Annotated in this window: 20 protein-coding genes and 1 tRNA gene; 3 read left to right on the plus strand and 18 right to left on the minus strand. The window is 38.7% G+C overall.

Annotation, left to right across the window (positions count from 1 at the left end; all coding sequences use genetic code 11):
- The 9 genes from J3U64_RS06820 to gmk all read right to left on the minus strand — a co-directional run.
- Positions 1–1759: ESPR domain-containing protein (locus J3U64_RS06820; RefSeq protein ID WP_267408722.1), on the minus strand; the 1759-nt coding region annotated here is incomplete at its 3' end.
- Positions 1760–2788: 1029 nt separating this feature from the next.
- Positions 2789–2864, minus strand: a tRNA-Ile gene (locus tag J3U64_RS06825).
- 100 nt (positions 2865–2964) lie between these two features.
- The gene (rpoD, locus tag J3U64_RS06830; RefSeq protein WP_267408723.1) at positions 2965–4926 is read right to left on the minus strand and encodes an RNA polymerase sigma factor RpoD; all 1962 of its coding nucleotides are present in this window, start codon (positions 4924–4926) and stop codon (positions 2965–2967) included.
- 59 nt (positions 4927–4985) lie between these two features.
- The gene (gene dnaG, locus J3U64_RS06835) at positions 4986–6770 is read right to left on the minus strand and encodes a DNA primase (RefSeq protein WP_267408852.1); all 1785 of its coding nucleotides are present in this window, start codon (positions 6768–6770) and stop codon (positions 4986–4988) included.
- 79 nt (positions 6771–6849) lie between these two features.
- Positions 6850–7293 carry a GatB/YqeY domain-containing protein gene (locus J3U64_RS06840; RefSeq protein ID WP_267408724.1) on the minus strand — a complete coding sequence of 148 codons (444 nt, stop codon included), beginning with the start codon at positions 7291–7293 and terminating at the stop codon, positions 6850–6852.
- A 161-nt stretch (positions 7294–7454) separates the two neighbouring features.
- Positions 7455–7667 (minus strand): 30S ribosomal protein S21, encoded by a 213-nt coding sequence (rpsU, locus tag J3U64_RS06845; RefSeq protein ID WP_100141358.1) that lies wholly within the window; start codon positions 7665–7667, stop codon positions 7455–7457.
- 276 nt (positions 7668–7943) lie between these two features.
- Positions 7944–10472, minus strand: a complete 2529-nt coding sequence (locus tag J3U64_RS06850; protein WP_267408725.1) for a RelA/SpoT family protein — start codon at positions 10470–10472, stop codon at positions 7944–7946.
- Between the two features lie 14 nt (positions 10473–10486).
- Positions 10487–10690: a DNA-directed RNA polymerase subunit omega gene (gene rpoZ / locus J3U64_RS06855; protein WP_100141356.1), complete on the minus strand. Its 204-nt coding sequence runs from the start codon at positions 10688–10690 to the stop codon at positions 10487–10489.
- A 48-nt stretch (positions 10691–10738) separates the two neighbouring features.
- Positions 10739–11350 carry a guanylate kinase gene (gene gmk, locus J3U64_RS06860; protein ID WP_267391045.1) on the minus strand — a complete coding sequence of 204 codons (612 nt, stop codon included), beginning with the start codon at positions 11348–11350 and terminating at the stop codon, positions 10739–10741.
- Between the two features lie 167 nt (positions 11351–11517).
- Between gmk and J3U64_RS06865 the strand changes: the two genes are divergently transcribed.
- The 3 genes from J3U64_RS06865 (at position 11518) to J3U64_RS06875 (ending at position 14430) form a co-directional block, all read left to right on the plus strand.
- A complete protein-coding gene (locus J3U64_RS06865; protein WP_267408726.1) occupies positions 11518–13143 on the plus strand; it encodes a CTP synthase in 1626 nt (541 codons plus the stop codon).
- Between the two features lie 150 nt (positions 13144–13293).
- Positions 13294–13791, plus strand: a complete 498-nt coding sequence (locus J3U64_RS06870) for a DUF3465 domain-containing protein (protein ID WP_267408727.1) — start codon at positions 13294–13296, stop codon at positions 13789–13791.
- Between the two features lie 63 nt (positions 13792–13854).
- A complete protein-coding gene (locus J3U64_RS06875; RefSeq protein WP_267408728.1) occupies positions 13855–14430 on the plus strand; it encodes an HdeD family acid-resistance protein in 576 nt (191 codons plus the stop codon).
- A 101-nt stretch (positions 14431–14531) separates the two neighbouring features.
- On the opposite strand, the gene J3U64_RS06880 is transcribed toward J3U64_RS06875, so the two are convergent.
- The 9 genes from J3U64_RS06880 to pilM all read right to left on the minus strand — a co-directional run bounded on the left by J3U64_RS06880 (position 14532) and on the right by pilM (position 23695).
- Positions 14532–15725, minus strand: coding sequence for an aromatic amino acid transaminase (locus J3U64_RS06880; protein ID WP_267408729.1), 1194 nt, complete (start codon positions 15723–15725; stop codon positions 14532–14534).
- A gap of 107 nt (positions 15726–15832) precedes the next feature.
- The gene (gene trmB / locus J3U64_RS06885) at positions 15833–16540 is read right to left on the minus strand and encodes a tRNA (guanosine(46)-N7)-methyltransferase TrmB (protein ID WP_267408730.1); all 708 of its coding nucleotides are present in this window, start codon (positions 16538–16540) and stop codon (positions 15833–15835) included.
- 56 nt (positions 16541–16596) lie between these two features.
- Positions 16597–17679: a 3-dehydroquinate synthase gene (aroB, locus tag J3U64_RS06890; protein WP_267408731.1), complete on the minus strand. Its 1083-nt coding sequence runs from the start codon at positions 17677–17679 to the stop codon at positions 16597–16599.
- Between the two features lie 6 nt (positions 17680–17685).
- Complete coding sequence (locus J3U64_RS06895) at positions 17686–18228, minus strand: shikimate kinase (protein WP_416384985.1); 543 nt, start codon at positions 18226–18228, stop codon at positions 17686–17688.
- Between the two features lie 265 nt (positions 18229–18493).
- A complete protein-coding gene (gene pilQ, locus J3U64_RS06900) occupies positions 18494–20677 on the minus strand; it encodes a type IV pilus secretin PilQ (RefSeq protein ID WP_267391052.1) in 2184 nt (727 codons plus the stop codon).
- 36 nt (positions 20678–20713) lie between these two features.
- Positions 20714–21250 carry a pilus assembly protein PilP gene (locus J3U64_RS06905; RefSeq protein WP_267404826.1) on the minus strand — a complete coding sequence of 179 codons (537 nt, stop codon included), beginning with the start codon at positions 21248–21250 and terminating at the stop codon, positions 20714–20716.
- Positions 21251–21302: 52 nt separating this feature from the next.
- Positions 21303–21962 (minus strand): type 4a pilus biogenesis protein PilO, encoded by a 660-nt coding sequence (locus J3U64_RS06910; RefSeq protein WP_267404828.1) that lies wholly within the window; start codon positions 21960–21962, stop codon positions 21303–21305.
- 13 nt (positions 21963–21975) lie between these two features.
- Complete coding sequence (locus J3U64_RS06915; RefSeq protein ID WP_267391055.1) at positions 21976–22644, minus strand: PilN domain-containing protein; 669 nt, start codon at positions 22642–22644, stop codon at positions 21976–21978.
- A gap of 1 nt (position 22645) precedes the next feature.
- Complete coding sequence (gene pilM, locus J3U64_RS06920) at positions 22646–23695, minus strand: type IV pilus biogenesis protein PilM (protein WP_267391056.1); 1050 nt, start codon at positions 23693–23695, stop codon at positions 22646–22648.
- Positions 23696–23771 lie beyond the last annotated feature (76 nt).

A 23771-nucleotide genomic window follows, 5' to 3' on the forward strand; every position in this document is an offset into this window, starting at 1 on the left:
TGCCATTATTAATAACCGTACCAGTAAGATTTTTGTTATTGGTAATATCAATATTATTAGCAGCAGAAGTGCTCGCATCACCAGTATTCGTAATGGTACCGCCAAGAACATTGTCATTAACAATCTTAATGGCACCGGCGGCAGAGTTGCTAATCGCACTATCAATCTCACCCGTACCATTGTTATTAATATTAATCAAACCATTTCCGGTATTGTTGATTTTATTAGATGATGATTTGCCATTGTTGTTGAGAGTAACTGTACCATTTTGTGCATTGTTAATATTATGAAAAATATTACCAGATTCACTATTATTAATTTCAATATTACCGCTATTATTATTGTTAATAGATCCATTTTTAGTATTATTTGTATTAGTAATAATAATAGCACCGGTACTATCATTATTTATATTACCGTTTAAATCTCCGGAATTATTAACGTTTAGTGTGCCACTAGATTTATTTCTTATAACAGATCCCGCATTACTATTTTCTGAAGATAGTGAACTAGATTCTAATACCCCTTTATTAGTTATATTTAATATTCCTTTTGAGTCGTGTAGAACTGTATCTGTATTACTAGTTGTATAACCATTCTCATTATTCTCAAAATTTGCTGTTTCTGTTTCTGAAAGTCTTGAGTCAGTAGCAATAACTGTATTCTGACCTTCATTTACTTTTAAGCTACCATTATTTATAAAATCTCCTTTATCACCTAATATAACACCTTTAATTTCAGTGTATAAATTATCTAGTTCATCTTTAATAGTAATATCAGCTCCTTTCGAAGCATTATATTTTCCATTGGATACAAAAATTGCAGAAAAATCTTGGCCAGGACGATCTTGTTTTTGTTCTTGAACTTGATCTCTATTTTTTATCATAGAAATAATTGTTTCACCACCAACATTTATTTGGCCAGATTCAACGCGGATAGCCTCATTTTCATCTAATATTTCACCAGCATTTATTTCAATATTATTATTCACATTTATTGATGGTGTTTTGGCGTTGTTATCAACAGATGTTTGTATAATCGCATTATTTCTATCTTTTTGATTAATAATGATATTATTTGCAGAAATTGTACCATTAACATTATTAATAGCTGTTGTGCCACCGTTGCTTCTTTGTGCATTAACAGTTATGTCACCTTGAGCAATAATTGTACTGTTATTATTTTCAATTCCATCAATAACAGTTCTGGCTGTATCAGTTACAGTTATATTTCCCCCTACATTTAATGTAGAACCGTTAGAATTTTTAATAACAGTTGTACTTGTGCCTGAAGAGTTTGCTTGCAAATTTTGCTCAATGTTAGCTACAGATTTATCCAGTGAAAGAGCGTTAGAGTCTGATGAACTTGATGCTTTGTTTACAGTTGTTACATTTTTTGCGGTTAATGATGATGAATTGTTTAATTCAATTGTTTTTTTAGATCCGGTAGCACGAGAAATTGTACCTGTAGCATTAATTGTCTCTCCTACCAGTTTTGCGCCATCAGTAGCAGAAATTGTATTATAACTACTCGCATCTAAATTACATTCACTTTCAGAACCCGAAGCTATTAAATTTGGATCGGCTCCGGTAGTTGGTACAGTGTCACAAGCCGCATAAGCACCGAAACTGGCTATGGATAATGCAACAGCCAAAATGATTTTAGTACAATTATTTTTTGTTTTGCCACGTGTCAGTTCCGAGCAGGCTACCCATGTATTGGTAGATTCACTCCATTTGGATTTGTAGATGATATTCATCAGTTTTCCTTGGTTTTGCAGATTCAATAAAATAAATCTTAACTCTTGATTAAAATTTAATTAATTAAGCTTTTTATGTAATTGGATAATGAATTAATACTAAATAGTATTAATTCATTATAGAAGATATGTTATATCGTATCCAAATAAAGTTAACTTAATGCTAATGGTTTGTGTCAGTTAGTTTGTTAGCATTTTTTGTGTGAATCATTAAAAATTCTAATATATTCATATATATAATCATTTGACATACCTATGATGTTCAATAAAACATTCAAAATAAAAAAAAGTGTGGTTAACTTTACTTTGTTATTTTAATACACCCTAAATGTTATGAACCTATTTATAAGTGTTAATAGAAAGTTTTGTTATTTATAGGGAATATTATTTTATGTTTTTTGAATGTGGTTGTTGCCAGAGCTTCTATTGGCGGGAAATTCAGGCTATAAAAAGAAAAATAAATAATATATAAATAAGTGTATGAATTTTGCAACTAATTTGTAGCAGAGAATGTTTTGCGTTAACTAAATTTGGATATCAAACTATATTAGTCATTATGTTGAGTTTTAATAATTAAAAAATCTTGGTTTAAAGATGGCTGAATTTAATCAAAAACATTCTTTTTATCGCTTGATTTTGTTTTTAAAAAGCAGTAAATGCTAAAGAGAGGAAAGGATATTTCAGAAAAATATAAAGTTAAATATCTATATTAAATATTCAATTTTAATTATTGTTGAATTACATAGGTTGTGAAAAGTTGTATTTGTTTAAAAGTAGGATCGGAATAAACCTATTTTAGGTTTAAACCAAAAAATGAAAAATTTTGATGTTGTTGAATTTATATCTTAGATTTTTTGGGTAAAAAATCTCATGAGATGAAAATTCAAGCTTTATGCTAATTTTTTATTGAGATTAAATAGTAGTAGTAGAATAGATAAACTAAATCTCTGATAAATAGATAGCAGATAATTAAGAAATCAGCACTGTTAAATTAGATACCTAGCTGATACAAAATCATATGAGGTTTTTTGGTGGGTCCAGTGGGTTTCGAACCCACGACCAAGGGATTATGAGTCCCCTGCTCTAACCCCTGAGCTACAGACCCGAGAAAGGCGTATTTTAGCTAATACGTCAGACGATTGCAAGGTTTTACATAAAAAATCATCCGCAGAGTGCGGATGATTTTGGTTTTAAAAGTAAAAAATTTACTGTTTGTTTTCGTCACTGTCGAGAAAGCTCTTTAGCCGGTCAGAGCGGGTAGGGTGACGCAGTTTGCGTAATGCTTTGGCTTCAATTTGACGAATACGTTCGCGGGTAACATCAAACTGTTTGCCCACTTCTTCGAGTGTATGATCTGTATTCATGTCGATACCAAAGCGCATCCGCAAAACTTTGGCTTCGCGCGGTGTTAGGCTTTCGAGTACATCTTTGGTGACTTCCCGCAGACTGGAATACATGGCTGCGTCTGCCGGTGCGACGTTATTCGCATCTTCAATGAAATCGCCCAGATGTGAATCATCATCATCGCCAATTGGTGTTTCCATGGAAATCGGTTCTTTGGCAATTTTCATGATTTTTCGGATTTTATCTTCAGGCATTTCCATCAGTTCGGCCAGTTTGGCTGAGTCGGCCTCTTCTCCGTTTTCCTGCAAATACTGACGGGATATCCGATTCATTTTGTTGATGGTTTCAATCATATGTACCGGTATGCGAATAGTACGAGCCTGATCTGCAATTGAGCGGGTAATAGCCTGTCGTATCCACCAGGTGGCATAGGTGGAGAATTTATAGCCTCGACGATATTCAAATTTATCCACGGCTTTCATCAGGCCGATATTGCCTTCCTGAATTAAATCCAGAAATTGCAGACCACGATTGGTGTATTTTTTAGCAATAGAAATTACCAGACGTAAGTTGGCCTGAATCATTTCTTGCTTGGCAGCGGCGGTTTCCTGCTCACTTTTGACCATGTTTTTGTTAATCTGTTTCAGCTCATCCAGTGAAATCTGAGCGGCCTCTTCCAGATTAGCCAGTTCAGTTTGCTTTTCAATAATGGCATACTGGAAACGACGTAGTGCTTCTGTCCAGACGCGGTTTAGAGAAAGTTCTTCATCTACCCAGCCCAAATCGGTAGTGCGATTGGCAAAGCTTTTGATAAAGTAATCACGCTCCATATGCACACGATTCAGAGCTATATCGCGAATATCTCGTTCCAGCTGACGTACTTGATTGACGCGCATGCGCAGGTTTTCACATAGGCTTTCAATCTGGCGGGTAGCAAAGCGTACCTGTAATAATTGCTCTGCAATTTCCTCTTGTAGTTTGAGGTAGGTAGCGTCTTTGCTGCCTTTTTCCTGAAGTACCGCAACCATGGCTTCATAGCGGCTCTGAATTCCATCGAAGTGTTCTAGCGTTTTTTGGCGCAGCTCTTCCAGATTAGCAGATGCTGCTAGTGCAGCGTTTTCTTCTTCGTTTTCTTCAGAATCATCGTCTACGTCAACACTGTCTTCATTGTCGTCCTCTACCTCAGTATCCTCATTTTTGCTGTCGATACCGATACCCAGTTCATCGAGAAGTTCTTCATGTGGGTCGACAATAGCCTCTACAACTTCATCAACTTTGATTTCTTCTTTGCGTACAGCATCAATCAAAGCCAGTATTTCAGCTACAGAACCTGGACAGGCAGAGATGGCCTGAATCATATTGCGCAGAGCATTCTCAATTTTTTTGGCGATAATGATTTCATCTTCACGCGTTAATAGGTCTACCTGACCCATTTCGCGCATGTACATACGTACAGGGTCGGTGGTTCGTCCAAATTCATTATCTGCATTAGACAGAGCTGCTTCGGCTTCGGCTACCGCATCGTCGTCAGTCATGTTGGCGGTGTTATCGCCCATTAGCAGACTTTCGGCATCAGGTGCTTCTTCGGTAACCTGAATCCCAAGACCAGATATCATCGAAACAATGTTATCAATCTGGTCGGCATCCGACATTTCATCCGGCAAAGCATCATTTATTTCAGCATATGTAATGTAACCACGTTCCTTGCCCTGAATAATCAGCTGACGCAGTCGTGCACGTTGTTCCTCAGCGGTTAACGGACGGGTATCGTCTTGTTCCTTACTACTATCAATAGTGGTTTTTTTGGGTGTTGGATTTGCCATATTTTACTCAATATATTGCAGCAGCTATGGCGCTGCAAGGGGTTAAAATAGACGTCAGGCTAAGCTGACGGCATTTTGGGCGGGCTTAAGAGCAGCAGGAGTAACTGTTTTTCGTCGGCACTGAGACGTCCATGCTGGAGTTTGCGCTTCAACGCATCAATCTGCTGGGTCTTAAGACTATCCAGTAATTTTTGCATGCCCTGTTTGAACGTTGTGCAGTCATCTTCATTTCCTGGCTGCAAGATATCCGGTGAATCCAGATAATCATGGATAATCTGCCGAATGACGGGTTCAAATTCTGTATTACGCATCAGTTCCAACACAGCTCCGCTGTTTAACGGTGTTACGGAGGCTTGTATGCGTTCAGCCAGCGCAGCGAGGCATGCATAATCGCCGTGCAGGTCCAGATATTCTGGTAGTTCTATAAATGCGGCCCATTGCGGATTTATCAATAGTGCCCGTATCTGTTTTTGTGCCAGTGACATGACAGGCGGTTGTCGGAAAGTGTTCTGTGGAAGACGGTAACTTTTCTGTCTGACAGGTGCTGATCTAGGTTGTTCTTGTCCCAATAGCTGAGCTAGATTATGTTCATCTATACCCACTTTCTGGCTGAGTTCTTGGCGCAGTAGGAAAGACAATGCTGGTGCCTTGATTTGAGCTAGAAAAGGGCTGGCAGTTTTAATCAATTCTGCTTTACCTTCCTGAGTGTTAAGGTCAATCTGTGCGGTTAGTGTTTGCCAGAAGTATGCAGAAAGTGGCAAGCTTTGGTTCAGTAGTGCATCTTCAAATGTGCTTAATCCATAGCTACGTACATAGCTGTCGGGGTCATGTTCAGCTGGTAAAAAAAGAAAGTGTAAAATTTTGTCATCTTTTAATTGTGGCAAAGCGTTTTCCAATGCTCGCCATGCAGCTTTTTTGCCGGCAGTGTCACCGTCAAAGCAGAAATAGATATGATCGCTTTGCCGCATCAGCAAATGTATGTGTTCTGCCGTGGTAGATGTGCCAAGTGCAGCTACAGCATATCCTAGACCATACTGTGCCAAGGCAACGACATCCATATAGCCTTCTACGACCAGTACTCGCTGTGCATCTTTGATTGCAGCGCGTGCTTCATATAGTCCGTACAGATTCCGCCCTTTATCAAATAGGGGCGTTTCAGGTGAGTTGAGATATTTAGGTTCGTTTGCATCAATAACGCGAGCACCAAAACCGATTATTTGTCCACGGGTACTGCGTATGGGGAACATAATGCGATCGCGGAAGCGGTCATAATGGCGGCTGTCTTTTTCGATAACCATGCCACTGTTTACCAATGCATTGCTGGGATAGGGCTGAAAAACTTTGGCTAGAGCCTGCCAGTCGTCCGGTGCATAGCCAAGGCCATAATGAATGATGATTTCATCACTAAGGCCGCGCTGCTGTAGATATTGCTGTGCACGCAGTGAGGTTTTTAGCTGTTGTTGATAGTAGGTGGCAGCCGCAGCTGTAGTTTGCTCTAGTGTCTGCTGAATCTGTTTATGAGCTTTCTGTACATGTGGATTTGATTTTCCAGACTGTTTTGGGACAGTCATGCCGATGCGGTCAGCCAGAAATTGTACGGCTTCCTGAAAGCTCAATCCTTGATATTCCATGACAAAGCCAATGGCGGATCCATGTACGCCACAACCAAAGCAATGATAAAACTGTTTGGCAGGACTAACCGAAAACGAGGGGGATTTTTCTTTGTGAAAGGGGCAGCAGGCCATGTAGTTGGCACCACTTTTTTTAAGTGGTACAAATTCTTCAATGACATCAACGATGTCTATTTTATTTAAAAGCTCGTCAATAAATTCGTTTGGAATCATGCCAACCATGCCCGTCAATTGCTGCACATAATTTCTAGACCTGATTATCCTGTCTCTTTTTTTTTGAATGTTGAATTAATTAGGCCAATAGCTGTTTGATTTTCTTACTAACTTCACTCATATCGGCTTTGCCTGCCAGTGTTTTTTTCAATATGCCCATTACTTTTCCCATATCACTCGGTTGTGTGGCACCCACATTGGCAATAGCATCTTTAATGGCAGCTTCAATAGCGGTATCGTCTAGCATTTCGGGCAAGTAATTTTGGAGTAAGTTAATTTCTGCTTGCTCCTTTTCGGCAAGATCGTTTCTTCCACCCTCGTTAAACATGCGTACCGATTCTTTCCGCTGTTTAACCATTTTGCTGATAACTGCAACGAAGCGGCTATCGTCTACCTCGATTCTTTCATCTACTTCAATCTGTTTGATAGCAGCCAATGCCATACGAATGGTAGACAGGGATGCTGCATCGTGATTGCGCATTGCTGATTTCATGTCTTCCTGTAATTTTTGTTTCAGGCTCATAATGGGGCTCGCAGTAAGTGAATTGGTTATTATAGAGATTTGCTGTAAAAATACGTTTTACTTCAGGTTTTACCTGTAAAAAGCAAATACCGCAAGCAATGCCTGCGGTATTCTGATTAATTGTAATTTCCCGGTTGTTAATACAAAGCCGGAAATTCCAATTAATAATTTTTAGGTGGCAATTGCTGGCTGCGTAGGCGTTTCTGTAAGCGTTTAACGGCTGCTGCTTTTTTACGTTTACGCTCAGTTGTCGGTTTTTCATAAGCTTCGCGTGCGCGCAGTTCGGTCATCAAGCCTGTTTTTTCAACAGAGCGTTTGAAACGACGCATAGCAACTTCAAAAGGTTCATTTTCTTTTACACGAATAGAAGGCATGTTTTTTCCTGAATAAATAATTATATTACTGAATGTATATCAGATAGATAAATACTAAATAAAGGCCACTAAAGGCAAAGGCGGTGTTTACGGTTCCGCATTACCGTTTACAACATCACCTCCCAAGGTGTAATTGAGGCTATATCTGTTAGAATTTAAAGTAAAACGGATATAGGGTTATTTTAAATAAATAAGGAGAAGATTATGGCTGATTAAATATGATTCGTCAAGCCAGCTGGAGGGGTACTTTTGTGACATCATTAAAGATGATGAGCGTTATATTCTGTTTACACGACGAATCTGAGGAACAGAATGTAAATCGCGGGTAATATGATTGAGCTGATTTAAATCTTTTACTTGTAACACAAAACGAAATTCAATAAATCCTTCCACACCTTCGAGTTTTTTTGAGGTGGTTTCTACAGATGTAATATCACCGCCATTGGAAGAAATAGCCTGAGCAATGGTGGCCAGTAATCCATGACTATCAATAGCATTGAGGCATAAAGTTGTCTGATAGTTATTTGCTTGTAGTAAATCCCAGTTTGCATCCAGCTGAAGTTCAGGGTCTGTTTTCAAAATCGTATTACAAGTATCACGATGAATAATAATGCCCTGATCTTTGATTAGCAAAGCTTTAATGGTGTCACCAGGAATAGGGTGGCAGCATTTGCCTAAATGAATATGAGTTGACTCATTGCCAGTCAAATTAATTGGTGCCAGTTTAATGGTGTCATTAAAATGCTCGCCAGCCAGTTCAGCTATATGCATGGCTACAGATACTGGCTGTAGTAACCCCATACCTACTTCGCAGAGAACATTTTCAAAAGAAGTATTTTTTTGGCGTAAATCGGTCAGATATTTATCTTTTAAAGAGTCTGACAGTAAAACGTTTTCTGGCAGTAGGCTGGATAAGGCTTTTTGTAATAATTTTTCGCCTAAGCGTATCGCATCGGAACGATCCATTTTTTTTATTTGGCTGCGAATGGCACTACGGGCATGGCTTGAAACGGTAAAGCCGAGCCATGCCGGAGTAGGGTGGCCATTGCTGGAAGTAATTATTTCTACGGTATCACCTGTATGCAAACGGGTACGTAAAGGCATTAAATTGTGATTAATACGTGCAGAGACTGTTCGATTGCCGATATCGGTATGAACAGCATAGGCAAAATCTACAGGTGTGGCACCTTCTGGAAGAGTAATAATTTTACCTTTAGGGGTGAAGACATAAACTTCATTCGGAAATAAATCTGTTTTTACATGTTCCAGAAATTCAATGGCATTGGCACTATGTGCTTGAATGTCGAGAATACTTTGCAACCATTGATTGGTACGCATTTGTGCCTGATCAAAACTGTTCTGCTCTCCATCTTTATGCATCCAGTAGCTAGCGATACCACGTTCGGCTATTGTATCCATTTCGTGTGTTCGTATCTGAACTTCAATAGGTAGCCCGTAGGGTCCAATTAAGATGGTATGCAGGCTCTGGTAACCATTGTTTTTGGGAATAGCAATGTAATCTTTAATTCGTCCAGGTTTGGGTTTGTACAAATTATGCAGAACACCCAGGGCGGTATAGCATGAAGGTATGTTATTTACAATAACCCTGAATGCATAAATATCCATTACATCGGCAAAATGGAGATTTTTACGACGCATTTTTTCATAAATGCTGTATAGGTTTTTTTCTCTACCTCTTACCTGTGCTTCAATATTGGCGCTCACAAGACGTTGACTGAAGGCTCGCAGTACTTTACCTACTATATCGCGCCTGTTTCGTCGTGAAGACTGAATGGCTTTGGCAAGTACTTCATAGCGGTGGGGGTACAGATGTCTAAATGCTAAGTCTTGCAATTCACGGTATACATGATTCAAACCGATACGATTGGCCAGTTGCGCATAGATTTCCATGGTTTCTTGTGCGATACGCCTGCGACTGGCCGGTTTTTTAGCAGACAGTGTGCGCATGTTGTGCAGCCTGTCTGAAAGTTTGACAATTATGACACGAACATCTTGTGTCATTGCCATAATTAATTTACGGAAGCTTTCTGCCTGTGCTTCCTGCTGGTTGTTATATTCAAGTTTTTCCAGTTTGGATAGCCCGTCAACCATGTTGGCAATGGTTTCACCGAATTCGGCAATAATTTCTTCTTTGGTAGTACCAGTGTCCTCTAGTACATCATGTAATACACCGGCACATAAAGCCTGGATGTCTACATGCCATTCTGCTAATTGAGTCGCCACGGCTAGAGGATGGGTGATATAAGGTAAGCCGCTGTTACGGAATTGTCCATGATGTGCATGGGCACCGAATTTGCAAGCTCGGGACAGCATTTGTAAATCTTCTTTGCTGAGGTAAGAGGCAGTGTGTAGAAGTTTATTTTCTGCTTCGTTAATAATGTCCTGATAGCTCGTTTCTATCTGTTGTTGACAGCATTGTAGCTGGTCGTTTGTGCCGGTGCATGATGAAGTATTAATTGCATCAAATATTTTCATTCCCACCGGGCCTATAGCTGAGCTGGGTAAATCACTGTCTGAAGAAGATAAATCTTCAAAGGCTATTTTGATCAGCACGGCTGCCAGTGCTTGTACTCGTTGCTGATTTTGTGCCAAAGATGTAGTAATGGCAAAACTGCGTTTAAGTAGAGCAGTTTTGCCATCTTTTTCGGCCAGAGTGTATATATAGGCACACGCTTGTTCCAGTAATTCCCAGCGTTCCTGTTTATTTAAATACTCTGTTTGTGCAAAGAGAGTGTTACGCCATTGTTTAACAGGTGGTTTGTAGGTCTGGCTGGGAGGGTACATGGCTGTTTGCCTTATTATTTTTGTTGGTTGAGTAACTCTGCACCAATTTGTCCACTGGCTATCTCGCGCAAAGCAATGACTGTGGGTTTGTCATGATCTTCTTCTACCAGTGATGTTGCGCCATTAGCCAGCTGGCGTGCTCTCAGGGCAGCAATCATGGTCAGGTCAAAGTGATTAGGGATGCGTCCGATACAGTCTTCTACAGTAATGCGTGCCATAATATAAATTCCAATAGAAATAATTGTTTAACATTAAACTTGAAATATTTATTTTCCAGATAAAATCCGGGTAATGGTTTGTTGCTGCGCCTTCGCGCATAACCCAACCGAACGGATAATTGCTAATAAATCCTGCTCTGCCTGATTAAGATCTTGATTAACAATAACATAATCAAACAAAAGACTTTGTTCAATTTCTTCACGGGATTTTGCTAAACGATAGGCTATCACGTCTTCGCTATCAGTGCCTCTATTTTTAAGACGTTCAGTGAGTTCTGTCATCGAAGGAGGTAGTATGAAAATACTGGTAGCATTAGGCAGTAAACGGCGAATCTGTTCCGCACCCTGAACATCAATTTCTAAAATAACGTTGTAACCTTGCTGGGTTAATGATTCTACAGCCTGTAAACTGGTGCCATAATAATTGCCATAAACATTGGCATGCTCAATAAAAGCATTGCTGGCAATCATATCCTCAAATTCACTACGGCTGACAAAATGATAATGTACACCATTTTGTTCACCCTCACGCGGCATTCTGGTTGTATGGGAAATAGATATGCGAATATTCGGCTGACGCGCACTCAGGCGCGAAACAAGTGTGGTTTTGCCAGTACCTGAAGCAGCAGAAACAATGAAAATATGTCCAGATTGCAACATAATATAAATTTAAGGATTACGGTGACTAATTATGCCACAGCCGTGATTATTACGCCAATCCGAGCAAGCAGATTATTGCATATACTTGCAGAGTTTGAAAAAGGGAATGTCTTTCTTTTGGTGTTATTTTCAGCTAAAATGCTAAATTCAATTTCCTGCTGATTGTCATGACCAAGTTTATTTTTGTAACTGGCGGTGTGGTCTCTTCACTGGGTAAAGGCATTGCCGCTGCGTCTACTGCTGCTATTTTGGAATCTCGTGGTCTGAAAGTGACCATGCTTAAACTGGATCCTTATATTAATGTGGATCCGGGTACAATGAGCCCTTTTCAGCACGGTGAAGTATTTGTCACTGATGACGGTGCTGAAACTGATCTAGATCTGGGTCATTATGAACGCTTTATTGATGCTACCATGCAGAAGCGTAATAACTTCACTTCTGGCCAGGTTTATGAAAGCGTAATTCATAAAGAGCGGCGTGGTGATTATCTTGGTGGTACTGTTCAGGTAATACCGCATATTACAGATGAAATTAAACGTAAAATACATGAAGGTGCTGCCGGCTATGATGTAGCAATTGTCGAAATCGGTGGAACTGTAGGTGATATTGAATCTTTGCCGTTTTTGGAAGCCATTCGGCAAATGCGTAGCCAGCAGGGCAGAGCAAATACTTTATTTGTTCATCTATCTTATGTTCCTTATATTGCTGCTGCTGGTGAAATCAAAACCAAGCCAACCCAGCATTCAGTCAAAGAATTACGTGAAATTGGTATACAGCCGGATGTGCTTATTTGTCGTATGGACCGGCCGATGCCTGAAGAAGAAAAACGTAAAATTGCATTATTCTGCAATGTAGAAGAGCGTGCTGTTATAAGCTGCTATGATGCTGATAGTATTTATGAAGTACCAAGAATGCTGCATGATCAGGGTATTGACAATATTATCTGTGAACAATTGCAATTAAACGTTCAGCAGGCTGATCTGACTGCATGGAATAAAATTGTTTATTTGGTACAACATCCGAAACATAAAGTCAAAATCGCCATGGTTGGTAAATATGTGGATTTGACTGAGTCGTACAAATCTTTATCTGAAGCATTAAAACATGCAGGTATTCAAACCGAAACAGAGGTAGACATTCATTATATTGATAGTGAAATACTGGAAACAGATGGCACTGCATGTTTGCAAAATATGGATGCTATTTTGGTTCCGGGCGGTTTTGGTACTCGTGGTGTTGAAGGTAAAATTGCAGCTGTACGCTATGCACGTGAACACAAAATTCCCTACTTGGGTATTTGTCTGGGTATGCAGATTGCACTGATTGAATACGCACGTGACGTTGCCAATCTGGCTGGTGCTAATTCTACCGAATTTGATTTAAAAACACCGCATCCAGTTGTAGCTTTAATTAGTGAATGGCAAGACCGCGATGGACAGATTGAAAAACGTGATATCAATACTAACCTTGGCGGTACCATGCGTTTGGGTGCTCAGGAAGTTAAATTGGCCGATGGATCACTTGCCAAAACCATATATGGCAATGAGTTTATCCGTGAGCGCCATCGTCATCGTTATGAAGTGAATAATTATTATCTGCCACAGTTACAGCAGGCTGGCTTAGTAATTGGAGGTGTATCTACTGGACATGAACAACTTGTAGAGGCCATTGAACTACCTGAACATCCATGGTTTTTTGCTTGTCAGTTCCATCCGGAATTTACTTCAACGCCTAAAAATGGACATCCATTATTTACTGCTTTTATCAAAGCTGCATTAGCTCATAAAAAATAGTTTACTATTTTATTCGAATTAGTATCTCAGGCTGCTGGTGTTATCCGGTAGCCTTTTTTTTAAGATTAAACTATTAATATTTTGCTATCTTTGATTACATTTTGTATGATGGTTTCAGTGCTGATTCTGTAGATAGATTAATTCCCTATTATGAAAAATATTATTTTTCTGGTTATCGTAGCACTGGGTTTCTGGTGGTGGCAGCATAGCTCTGTTGATGACCAGCAAAAAAGTCAGGCACATGAACAAATAATTGATTCATTTAAATCAATTCGCAGTAATTTTTCTAAAGAACCTTTGTCTGTATCTCAGATACGAGAAGCTATATCTTTACATCAGGCTCAGAATGAGAATTTAGACAAAGTGCAGGTTTACGGTGATGGCTATGTTATCAAAACCTTACCAGATGATAATAAAGGTAGCCGTCATCAGAGGTTTATTTTAAGTACAGGTAGTAGTACGGTTTTAGTGGTACATAATATAGATATCGCTCCGCGATTAGAAAATTTACAGCGTGGTGACCTAGTAGCTTTTACTGGTGAATATATCAGTAATAAAAAAGGCGGGATGATACACTGGACTCACCATGATCCTAGACACCACCATCCTGATGGCTGGCTGATGTATAAGAAGAAGCGATACCAATAGTTTGCTGAAATAGCATGTGTAATATTTATTATTTGCAGTTTACATTTATCTAAAGGAAATAATGTGAATACTCTTTCTTTTCGTAGACCATTAGCTGATTTGTTGTCTGAAAATTGGTGGATAGTACTAGTTCGTGGGTTTGCAGCTTTAATCTTTGGTTTATTAACTTGGTTTTATCCATTTATTTCGATACTGGTTATGGTGATGTTTTTCGGCTTTTATGCGTTGGTTGATGGTGTAATGGGTATTGTTCTTTCCATCAATGGACGAAAAACTCATCAGGATTGGTGGCTGATGCTAATTTGGGGCTTTATAAGTGTACTTGCAGGTTTCCTAACATTTTTTGTGCCAGGAATTACTTGGCTGGTACTGATTACTTTTATTGCGATTTGGGCGTTAGTAAGTGGTGTTCTGCAAATTGTAGCAGCTATTCGTCTGCATAAATCTGTTGGTGGTGCAGGATGGATGATCACAGCAGGTGTATTATCCATGTTAGTTGGTATTATTTTGCTGGTAAATCCTATTCAGGGCGGAATAGCGCTAACTTGGGTAATTGGCATTTATGCTGCTTTGTTTGGTGTAGTTAATATCGCTTTGGCATTCCGTATGCGTAGACTGGGTAGGGAAAATGCTAATTGAGCTTTAATTATTGAGGAATAATAATTAATAGAATAAATGATAAAAAAACTGGCTGGCTAAATCTTAGCCAACCAGTTTTACTTTTTAATCAGTAATATTTCTTATTTCAAGACCTCAGCCATGGCATTGGCAACATATTCTATATTGCTACTGTTTAAACCGGCCATGCACATTCTTCCGTTTTCAACCATATATACACCATATTCACTTTTTAAACGGGCTACTTGCTGTGGATCTAAGCCTGTAAAACTGAACATGCCACGCTGTTTAATAAAATAGCTGAAATCACGATCAGGAATTTTCGTCTGCAATACTTCATACAATCGAGAACGCATTTTCCGAATGCGATCGCGCATGGTATATACTTCTTGCTGCCAGTGTTCATAAGATTTAGTGTTGCTAAGTACTCGGCTTACGACGTGACCACCGTAGGCAGGTGGACTAGAATATAGACGCCGTACGGTGAATTTGAGCTGACTCTGAACTAATCTGGCTTCTTCGGAAGTTGGACATACAATACTCAGACCACCTACACGTTCACCATAGAGCGACATGTTTTTGGAAAAAGAGTTACTGATATAAACGCATAACCCAATTTCTACTGCTTTGCGGATAGCATAAGTATCGGTTTCTAAATCGTCCCCAAAACCTTGATAGGCTATATCCATAAATGGTATTAGCTGTTTATTTTTAATAATATCTAAAAGCTGGTCCCACTGCTCATGACTGGGATCTACGCCAGTGGGATTGTGACAGCACGGATGTAGTAAAATAATACTGCCTACATCGAGTTGTGTCAGAAATTGTTTTAATTCGGTAAATTTAATTCCGATAGTTTTAGGGTCATAATAAGGATATTTATGAACCTCGATTCCAGCACCCTCAAATATGCTGATATGATTTCCCCATGTAGGACTGCTTACATAAGCTTTTGCCTGTGGAAACCATTGGTGAATAAATTCTGCTCCTACACGCAGCGCACCTGATCCGCCCAGACTAGCTATTGTAGCAACACGACCAGATGTAATGGCTTCATGGTTTTTACCTAATAACAATTTCTGGCATGCCTGCCGATAAGCAGGCAGACCATCCATAGGTAAATAGTCGTGTGGCTGATTTTCTTCTACTAATTGTGACTCTACTGTTTTAATACATTCGAGCACAGGTACATGGCCGTTATCATCATAATACACACCTACACCAAGATTTACTTTTGAGCTGCGTGCATCCTGTTTATATTCATCCATCAGACTCAGAATAGGGTCACCTGGATAGTATTTGACATTCTGAAACATTTCAGTTCCTTAGAAAACAGCAATATTATTTGACAGAAAATGATTGCTGTAATGCAATCTAAGGTGATTGTACTCTAAATGTCTTTACTTTTTATTAATTTGGTCTGTTATTTTTTTACAAAAACTAAATCCCATACACCATGACCTAATTTTTTGCCTCGTGCCTCAAATTTGGTTTCGGGACGGTAGTCAGGGACAGCTGCATAAGTTTCAGCAGCGTTGCGCAACTCAGGAAAGCCGTTTAAAACTTCAAGCATTTGTTCTGCATATTCTTGCCAGTCAGTTGCAAGATGCACATAGCCATTTGATTGAAGTTTTGGAAGTAGTCGTGCAATAAAAGATGCTTGAATCAGGCGCCGTTTATGATGTCGTTTTTTGTGCCAAGGATCAGGAAAAAAGATATGAATACCTTGCAGGCAATTATCTTCAAGCATGTGATCAACCACTTCAACTGCATCATGGCGCATCACTCTAATATTTTGTATATTCTGTTCTTGAATCAGCTTTAATAGATTTCCTACCCCAGGCCCATGCACATCAATAGCTAGAAAGTCGCAATCAGGAAGGTTTTGTGCAATTGCTGCTGTTGCAACGCCCATACCAAAACCAATTTCAAGTATCTTGGGTGCTGTTCGATTGAATATGGCATTTAAATCAATTTTATTGTTGACAAAATCAATGCCAAAATTTGTCCATTGGTTATCTATAGCACGTTGCTGGGCTTGTGTCATATGGCCTTGACGTAAAACAAAACTACGTATGCTACGCGGGTGAACTTTATTAATGTCCGATTTTGAATCAGAATATTGGGTCATGCTGTTCTGTGTTAACTTAAAGTTGATAAATTTTCTAACGTCAATTCTAACATGCTTCAACTTATATATTGGTTCAATGTTGCTGCTAGGTTTTGAGTTGTTACATTGTCAGTGATTGTCGCTTCACCCAATTGTTTCAACACCACAAAACGCATGTTACCATCGATAACCTTTTTATCATGGCTCATATGCATCAGCCAAGCTTCTAAAGACATTTTAGGAGGCGTAACAGGCAGGTTAACTTGTGATAATAATCTGATTAGACGCTGAGTATCATCCTGATGCAAATAACCAAGTTGTTCAGATAAACGGCAAGCAAGTACAGTACCTGCAGCAACAGCCTCACCATGAAGCCAGTTACCATACCCCATTTCAGCTTCAATGGCGTGGCCGAATGTATGGCCTAGATTCAAAAGAGCCCTGACACCACTTTCTTTTTCATCGGCCGCAACAATATCTGCTTTCATCTGACAGCAACGATGAACTGCATGTGCCAATACTTCAGGGTCTTGATTAATCAATGCTTCGATGTTGATTTCTAGCCATTCCAGAAATTCTATATCCCCCAGCACTGCGTATTTTATGACTTCTGCCATACCTGCTGAAAATTCACGTGGTGGCAAAGTATGTAAGCTATTTAAATCAATAAACACAGCCTGAGGTTGATAAAATGCACCAATCATATTTTTACCCAAAGGGTGGTTAATTCCTGTTTTTCCGCCTACGGAGGAATCCACCTGGCTAAGTAGTGTTGTAGGAATCTGTATAAATGGAGCACCACGCTGATAAGTTGCAGCAGCAAACCCTGCCATATCCCCAATTACTCCGCCACCTAAAGCCATAATGGTGGTTTTGCGTTCGGCGCGATTTTGCATTAGACCATCGTAAATCAGATTAAGTGTTTGCCAGTTCTTATATTTTTCTCCATCAGGCAAAATAATATTGAAATACTCGCGTCCTGAATGATTTAGTATTTTTTCCCATTGCTGCAGGTATAAAGGCGCTACGGTTTCATTGCTGATAAGTGCAATTTTGTTTGTAAAATAGGGTGCCAAAAGATGATTTGCGGATTCAAGCAGGTTGCTTCCAATAAATATAGGATACTGATGTGATGTGGTAGCAACGTTAAGTGTGTACATGATGATTTAAAGTTGAGGTATTTGTTTAGAATGTTGACGTAGTAAACGAATTAAACGATTTAGTGAGTGGAAGCTGTAGGGGCTATTCACATCTAAAACAGTATGTGCCGTAGCTCGATAGATGGGATCACGCAAGCTATATAATTCCTGCAATTTTGCTAAAGGGTCTGAGACTTGCAAAAGAGGGCGATTTTTATCGTGCCGTATCCTGTTTAATAGAACTTCAGGTTGCGCATGAAGATAAATCACATGTCCATTCTGCTGCAAATTAAGCCGGTTTTCAATTTGCAATATAGCACCACCACCTGTTGCTATAACAACACCTTTTTGTTGTGTCAGCTCACTAATAACAGCTGTTTCTCGACTGCGAAAACCTGCTTCTCCTTCGAGCTCAAAAATAGTAGGTATTGATACTCCGGTACGTTCACAAATTACCTGGTCACTATCATAAAAAATGCGTTTCAGTTTATTGGCAAGTTGTTTTCCAAGAGTAGTTTTACCTGCCCCCATTAGACCTATTAAAATCAGATTGCCTGCGATGTTATCCATGTTTGTAATTGTAACTTAGTATAAGAATTTACGCATTAATTGGCAGAAAAACCATTATCTGGAATTGCTTTGATTGAAACAGAAACGTTGGGTGTGAAAATTTTTTTAGCTATAGTTATAAAGTCACTATAGATATTATTTTAAGTCATTAGTAATTGTATTTCTCAAATAATTTTATTTTTAAGTATGTTTGAAAATTTCTGACTCTATAAATTGAAAAAAGTCAGCCTGTCATAAACAGGCTGACGAAGTTAAAAATGCTTACTTAATATTTTAATGGGGCACTGCTTGAATCGACTACACGAGGTGTGATAAATACGAGTAATTCATTACGTTGTTGGGTATTTTTTCTATGTTTGAAAAGATTGCCAATACCAGGGATGTCGCCAAGTAAAGGTACTTTATCTATACTGTTTTCATTATTTTCATTGTAAATACCACCAATAATTAAAGTACCACCATTCTCAATCATTGTCTGAGTCACTACATTACGCTTTTGCATACAAATGTCGCCAGAACGGAGAACATCAGGTGCAACATTTGAGCATGCTATGGGTCTGTCATTCTGTACGTTCAATGTCATAATAATATTACCGTCAGGTGTAACCTGTGGGGTAACTTTTAAGCCAAGAACGGCATCTTTGAAACTGGTAGAAGTTGCACCGCTGGAAGTTGATTCCTGATAAGGTACTTCATAACCAGATTCAATTTTTGCTTCTTTTCTATCTTGTGTTAATACTCGTGGAGAAGAGATAATTTTGGTTTTGCCTTGAGCTTGTGAGGCTGAAAGCTCTAAAGCGAGAGCCCCGGATGCAAATTTATGCACCCATGATACTACTGATGTTGGATTGGATACGCCAAGGTTGACATTAGGAAAACCTAGTTCAAAATTAGGGTCACGTGTTGTACCTCGATCTTCATCTTTAAGGGATACACTACCACCAATACCATTTCGATAAGTTCCTCTATAGTAGCCAAATTTAGTTCCCAATTCACGGGCAAAACTGTCTGTAGTTTCAACGATTCGTGCTTCGATTAATACTTGTTGAGATGAAACATCAATTTGAGCAACCAGTTTTTCAAATTTCTTAATTACACTACTAATATCGGTAATGATTAAAGTATTTGTTGCGGGATCCAATAATGCGCTGCCGCGTGGACTCAAAATACTTTTATCTGATGAACTGTTACCATCATCGGATAAGTGCAAAATCTTTTTAAAATCTTCAACATTACGGTACTTAAGTTGGAAAGTCTGAGAAATCAGGGGACCTAAGTCATCTAATTTTTTTTGTTGTTCTAATGATGCTGTATCCCTGTTCATCAGTTCGTCACGTGGAGCAACATTGATAACATTTCCTTCGCGACGCATATCAAGATTTCGAGTTTCCATAACCAAATTTAAAGCTTGATCCCAAGGAACATCTTTTAATGATATTGTCATTTTGCCCTGAACACTGTCGCTCGCTATTATATTCATTCCTGATTCTTTAGCCAGAATCTGTAGGATTGTGCGAACATCAATGTCTTGAAAATCAAGTGAAACCCGTTTTCCTTTGAAGGATTTATTATTTGATTGTAAGCCTTTAGAGTCTAAATCAAATTTGCGGGTAACCTGAAGAACCAGATTAGTCCCACTTTTAATTTGGGAATAATCCCAGTCACCCTGCATTTGAATGTTTACTTCGGTATCATTGCCAATCCTGCGCAGGCGAATAGTCCGTACAGGAGTGCTGAAATCGGTTACATCAAGATTACGTTGTTGTTCTGTTAACAAAGGTACATTTTTATAGGTTAAAACCAAATTAGATGCATTGCGTCTAATTGTTGGCTCTCCTTTGTCACTCAAACCACTAATGGAAATTACACCATTACCATTTTTCCCTTTTTGAAAATCTATATTTATCGGTACAGAAGCTGATTGATCAAATGCGTTACTATTTGAACTGGCAGGCTGACGGCTGACAACTTGTTCTGTAATGTTATTTGTTGCTGTATATGGTGTGTTGACTGTTGCCGGAGAAGTAGTAATTTTTTCTGATTTATTTTTTACTTTATTTTTGGACGGAATAGATTCCTGTACATATACCCAGACTTCATTGCCTTTAATTACAGCATTGTACTGGCCAGTTTTGGCTAATGATAGCATTACACGAGATTTGTCTGTAGTTTGACCAGCTTCAATTTGCTGTAAAACTGTATCATCAAATTTGAGTAAATTCTGTGGTAAGGTTATTCCTGTCCCAGCAAAGTCCAGTGCAATTCGTGCAGGATTTTCGGTTGTAAAACCTTTAGGTAACGCGGGGTCTTTATCAAACTGAATTTTAATCAGACGTTGCTGGTTTGGTAACGCACCGACATTGATGGCTGTTATGTTGCCGGCAAAAAGACTCTGACTCAGTAAACCCAGACCCAGAGTGGACAAAATAGATATGGTTTTAATTTTCATATTGGTACCTTCTTAATTTTAAATGGGTTACTTTTTTCAGTTCTGACCGGATGTCTCTGAAGATGCTGCGTCAGCAGCCTGCAAGGGTAAACTAGCCTTTCTGCTAGTCCAATTGCCATATGAGTCTTCAACTAATTCTGATATAACAATTTCATCAGGTGTTATTGCAGTAATTCGTCCATAGCTTTGACCCAGATAATTACCCAGATTAACAGTGTATACATGTCCATTTACTGAAATAAATGCAGATGGTGCTTTTCCCGCTCCTTTAATTAAACCAACATAATGCAATTCATCTAATGAATAATTTTCCAAGATTTGTTTAGGTCGGTTTAGATCAGGTGCATTAGCACCTTGTAAACCTGCTTTGAGACGCGCAGGTTCAAATATATTCATTTGAGGCTGTGGAGGAGGGGTGTAAGAAGGCTGAATATTTATTGTAGTTTGCTTCTGTTTCATGGGTTTGATTTTTGCCTGTTGGCTGGTATTCCGCATCCATTCATGTAAATCTTCATTTGCTGCCGAACAGGCACTCAGTGTAAAAATACACAGGCAGATTAGATATTTATTCATATTTTTTCCGTTGCTTATATATTAAATTACCCTAGTTACAGCTATAGGCAGCCTATTTTTGGTCGTTTTTATTTTTATTTTGAGCTTTAATTTCTGCATCTGTTAAAGCTTTATATGTATTGGCAACTGCGTTTAAGGTAAGCGTATTATCTTTCTCATTTCGTTTTAGTACGATTGAGTTTAATGTGACTATTCGCGATAGCTTCCCTACATCACGAAGAAACTGACTTATCTGATTATAATTACCTGTCAATGTGATGTTGTAAGGTAAGGTTTGAATAACTTGTTGATCTGATTTATTTTGTGGCTGATCATCTGAGTTTGAATTAAGAACTTGTGCTGGAGTGATACTATCCATATTTAAACCATTTTTAGTAGCACATTCATGTAGTTCTTGAATAAGATTAGGGATTTCTGCTTGTGTTGGGAGCTGTTTTAATAATAAATGAAATGAACCATTAATATTATTAAGTTCTGCTTTCAATACATCAAGATTAGCTGCCTGTTTACTTTTTTCAGAATAGGTTTGCTTTAGAGATTCTTCTTCTTCCTTCAATCCACTAAGCCGTTCATTTAATCCGCTGTAAACAAAGAAATAGGCAATAAGAAGTACCAATACAATGATACCACCGGCTATGCCTAGCTGTACAGGTTTAGCTTGTTGGGAGAGGAAATTTAGATTTATTGATTTAAGATCTATATTTTTGGCCATTGTCAGTACTCCTTCAATTTGTTGGTTCAGATGCACTAGACTCATTTTCTTGATGAGGTGCTTCTGTATCCTGATTTAGTTCAGTTGATGAAGAGTTTGGGTTAATAGCCTGATTGGTTTCTCTCATATCTTCTTGCTGGCCAATAAGATTATTTAAACGTATACGAATACTGAATTCCTGAGTATTATTAACTCGTTTGATATTTAATAATTCAGGTGTTGTAAATAGTTGTCCTGGTAAAGCATTCATGAAAGCTGCAGTTTTAGCATCACTAAAAGCTTTACCATTAATAACATATGTATTGGCATCTTGAGCTTCTATACTGGTTATATACAATCCTAAAGGTGCTAATGTATTCAACGTATCCAGTATACGAGCTGCTTCAAAACGTTTATTTGATAACTCTTCTACTTTTTCTTGTCTGGCTGTGAAATTTTTGCGCTCATCTTGTAATTGAGCGATCTGTTTAATTTCTCCATCCAGTTTGTCTATTCCATCTTTTAATACTTGATTACGGGCTTCTTGACTGCTAACCCGACTATCTATAGCTAAGTAGCCTAATACTGCCAGACCTACACCGATTAAAGCAGCAACGGCCAGTAGAGTCTGAAATTGTTTCTTTTGTTTGGTTTGTAAGGCTTCTCGATAGGGCAGCAGATTAATTTTTAATAAAGGTAACATCTTATAATCCTCTTACGGCCAGGCCAAAGGCTACGGTTAATAAACTACTGTCCTGTTGCAGTTTTGCCTGTTGAATTGCATCACCGGGCTGTGCTAACAGTATAGGGTTAATCTGTTGCGCAGGAATACTGGTTTGCTGGCTGATGCTGTCAGCAAGGCTATTGGCTGCCTGATTATTGCTGTAACCAAAAACAAGGATTTCTTCAATTTCATTTTCTTGACTAGCCGAAGTAAAATAAAATTGTAAAACTCTCTGTATTTCCTGAATAAATTGTTGTTGGAATGGCTGCGCTACAGTCTGATTGTAATCTTCTGGCTTGGTTTGACTATAGAGCATTTCCCACGCTTCTTCATCAGTCAGCTGGTAGTTTCGCCGCAAGGATTGCATCAGATGATCATAGCCAAGATTAATTTCTTGTTTATAAAGTAATTTGCCATGACGCATGATAATTGCTTGTGTTTCACCGTAATCAATATTGAAAACTGCGATACATTTTTCTGTTAATTCAGGCTGTCTGATATTTATCCATGTGATGGCGCTATTCATTATTGCCAGTATATCGACATCCATTTGTGTGGGTGTGATACCTGCATCGGTAAAAGCATCCATCAGAATATTGACGTCATCCCGTTTGCTGTTGACCAGTAGCAAACTTTCTTTTCCATTCTCATTGATACTGACATTCTGATAGTCGTAACTTACATCATCCATTGAGTCATATTGACTCAATTCAGCCATGATTTGTTCTTCTTCGGTATACTCTGTATCTTCATCTCTATCTAGAAACTGGATGGAGGTTTGCTTTTGTGAAATGGCTACGGTAATGTTGCGACAATTGCTTTGGAGCATTTGTTTAGCCTGTTGTAGATGAACAACAAGTTCATCATGATTTTCGATGTTGCCGTTACCAATAATATTTTTTGGCAAAGGCACAACAACGTATTTTTCGAGACGAAATTGATTTAAACTGCGTGCATTCAGGAGCACCATGTTAATGCTTTTATCAGTAAGACTGATACCAAGACACTGTCTCGATGAAGTTGTGGCCACCTTCTTATTCTTTGAATTTATTTTGAAATTATTCAGTTTCATGAAAGGGCTTTCTGTCTGTTTATCAAACGGGTGA

It is taken from the genome of Snodgrassella sp. B3800, from assembly GCF_026535865.1.
Lineage (GTDB): Bacteria > Pseudomonadota > Gammaproteobacteria > Burkholderiales > Neisseriaceae > Snodgrassella > Snodgrassella alvi_E.

What these genes read in the sequence shown, in the direction of transcription:
- rpoD (WP_267408723.1), bottom strand. Translation starts at nt 4,926, where the DNA reads ATGGCAAATCCAACACCCAAAAAAACCACTATTGATAGTAGTAAGGAA.
- dnaG (WP_267408852.1), bottom strand. Translation starts at nt 6,770, where the DNA reads ATGATTCCAAACGAATTTATTGACGAGCTTTTAAATAAAATAGACATC.
- J3U64_RS06840 (WP_267408724.1), bottom strand. Translation starts at nt 7,293, where the DNA reads ATGAGCCTGAAACAAAAATTACAGGAAGACATGAAATCAGCAATGCGC.
- rpsU (WP_100141358.1), bottom strand. Translation starts at nt 7,667, where the DNA reads ATGCCTTCTATTCGTGTAAAAGAAAATGAACCTTTTGAAGTTGCTATG.
- J3U64_RS06850 (WP_267408725.1), bottom strand. Translation starts at nt 10,472, where the DNA reads ATGTACCCTCCCAGCCAGACCTACAAACCACCTGTTAAACAATGGCGT.
- rpoZ (WP_100141356.1), bottom strand. Translation starts at nt 10,690, where the DNA reads ATGGCACGCATTACTGTAGAAGACTGTATCGGACGCATCCCTAATCAC.
- gmk (WP_267391045.1), bottom strand. Translation starts at nt 11,350, where the DNA reads ATGTTGCAATCTGGACATATTTTCATTGTTTCTGCTGCTTCAGGTACT.
- J3U64_RS06865 (WP_267408726.1), top strand. Translation starts at nt 11,518, where the DNA reads ATGACCAAGTTTATTTTTGTAACTGGCGGTGTGGTCTCTTCACTGGGT.
- J3U64_RS06870 (WP_267408727.1), top strand. Translation starts at nt 13,294, where the DNA reads ATGAAAAATATTATTTTTCTGGTTATCGTAGCACTGGGTTTCTGGTGG.
- J3U64_RS06880 (WP_267408729.1), bottom strand. Translation starts at nt 15,725, where the DNA reads ATGTTTCAGAATGTCAAATACTATCCAGGTGACCCTATTCTGAGTCTG.
- trmB (WP_267408730.1), bottom strand. Translation starts at nt 16,540, where the DNA reads ATGACCCAATATTCTGATTCAAAATCGGACATTAATAAAGTTCACCCG.
- aroB (WP_267408731.1), bottom strand. Translation starts at nt 17,679, where the DNA reads ATGTACACACTTAACGTTGCTACCACATCACATCAGTATCCTATATTT.
- J3U64_RS06895 (WP_416384985.1), bottom strand. Translation starts at nt 18,228, where the DNA reads ATGGATAACATCGCAGGCAATCTGATTTTAATAGGTCTAATGGGGGCA.
- pilQ (WP_267391052.1), bottom strand. Translation starts at nt 20,677, where the DNA reads ATGAAAATTAAAACCATATCTATTTTGTCCACTCTGGGTCTGGGTTTA.
- J3U64_RS06905 (WP_267404826.1), bottom strand. Translation starts at nt 21,250, where the DNA reads ATGAATAAATATCTAATCTGCCTGTGTATTTTTACACTGAGTGCCTGT.
- J3U64_RS06910 (WP_267404828.1), bottom strand. Translation starts at nt 21,962, where the DNA reads ATGGCCAAAAATATAGATCTTAAATCAATAAATCTAAATTTCCTCTCC.
- J3U64_RS06915 (WP_267391055.1), bottom strand. Translation starts at nt 22,644, where the DNA reads ATGTTACCTTTATTAAAAATTAATCTGCTGCCCTATCGAGAAGCCTTA.